This window comes from Rhodopseudomonas sp. WA056 (assembly GCF_010906995.1).
GTDB lineage: Bacteria > Pseudomonadota > Alphaproteobacteria > Rhizobiales > Xanthobacteraceae > Rhodopseudomonas > Rhodopseudomonas palustris_G.
In genome coordinates, this window is record NZ_QPFS01000254.1 from 1 (window position 1) to 892 (window position 892).

Consider the following 892-nt stretch of genomic DNA (forward strand, 5'->3'; position numbering starts at 1 on the left):
GTGTGGGATGTCACGCAGATACGGCCGGCACGGCAGCTCCGCCGCGCGATGATCGGCGACGAAGCGCTCGACGATCGCCCAGTCGGCTCCGTCCACCGGACCCACCGGCCGCGCGAACCACAGCACGGATGCGTGCGGCAGGTCGCGCAGCGTGACCACCGCGCCGGCAGACGCGTCCGGCCCGATCCGCAGTTCGCCGACTACGCCGGCATCGACCGGCCGCGCGGCCACGGCCATCGACCAGACCTCGTCGCAGATGCCGATGCGGCCGTAGCCGAGATTGTTCCATTCGTTGGTGAAGTCGAACCGGCACAGCGAGCGCTGCCGCAGCGGCGATGCGGCGCCGAGCCCCTGATCGGCATAGACGATCCTCGCGGCACTCTCGGTCAGCCCATAGGTCGGCGCCGGATCGCAGGCCGCGGACGCAGCGGCAGGCTCGTCGAGGGGGGTGACCGTGATGCCGGCGAGACCGGCGATGCGCGGACCGATGGTGCCGAGGAGCACCAACTTCACCGGCCGTCGCAGCAGCGGCTCGATCCAGTCCGCATCCTGCTCCCGCGGCGCGACCACCACGACCACCGCTTGCGCGCGAGATGCTGCGGCGATGTCGTCGAGCAGTCGGACCTGGCCCGGCGTGAACGAACGCTCGAAGGCGCGGAGCACGACCTCGCGCGCGGCAGCGTCGTCCGATCGATCGATGATGGCGATCATGCGCGCGTCGCCGCTATACGGCCGCTTCCGGCACGAAGTGCCGGAACTTGCCGCGCCAGCCCTGCAGCTTCAGCTCGCTCGGCGCGATGAACTCGATGCCGGTGGCATCGCCCCACCAGCCGCTGAGCCGGCCGCGGATGCCTTCGACGTCGGCGCCGTCTTCGGGCACGATGCGGAATAC

At 70.9% G+C, this 892-nt stretch carries 1 pseudogene; it reads right to left on the minus strand.

Features of this window, described 5'->3' with window-relative positions:
- Positions 1 to 711 (minus strand): annotated as a pseudogene (locus DU475_RS23875) (hypothetical protein); the annotation flags it as partial.
- Between the last annotated feature and the right edge of the window lie 181 nt (positions 712 to 892).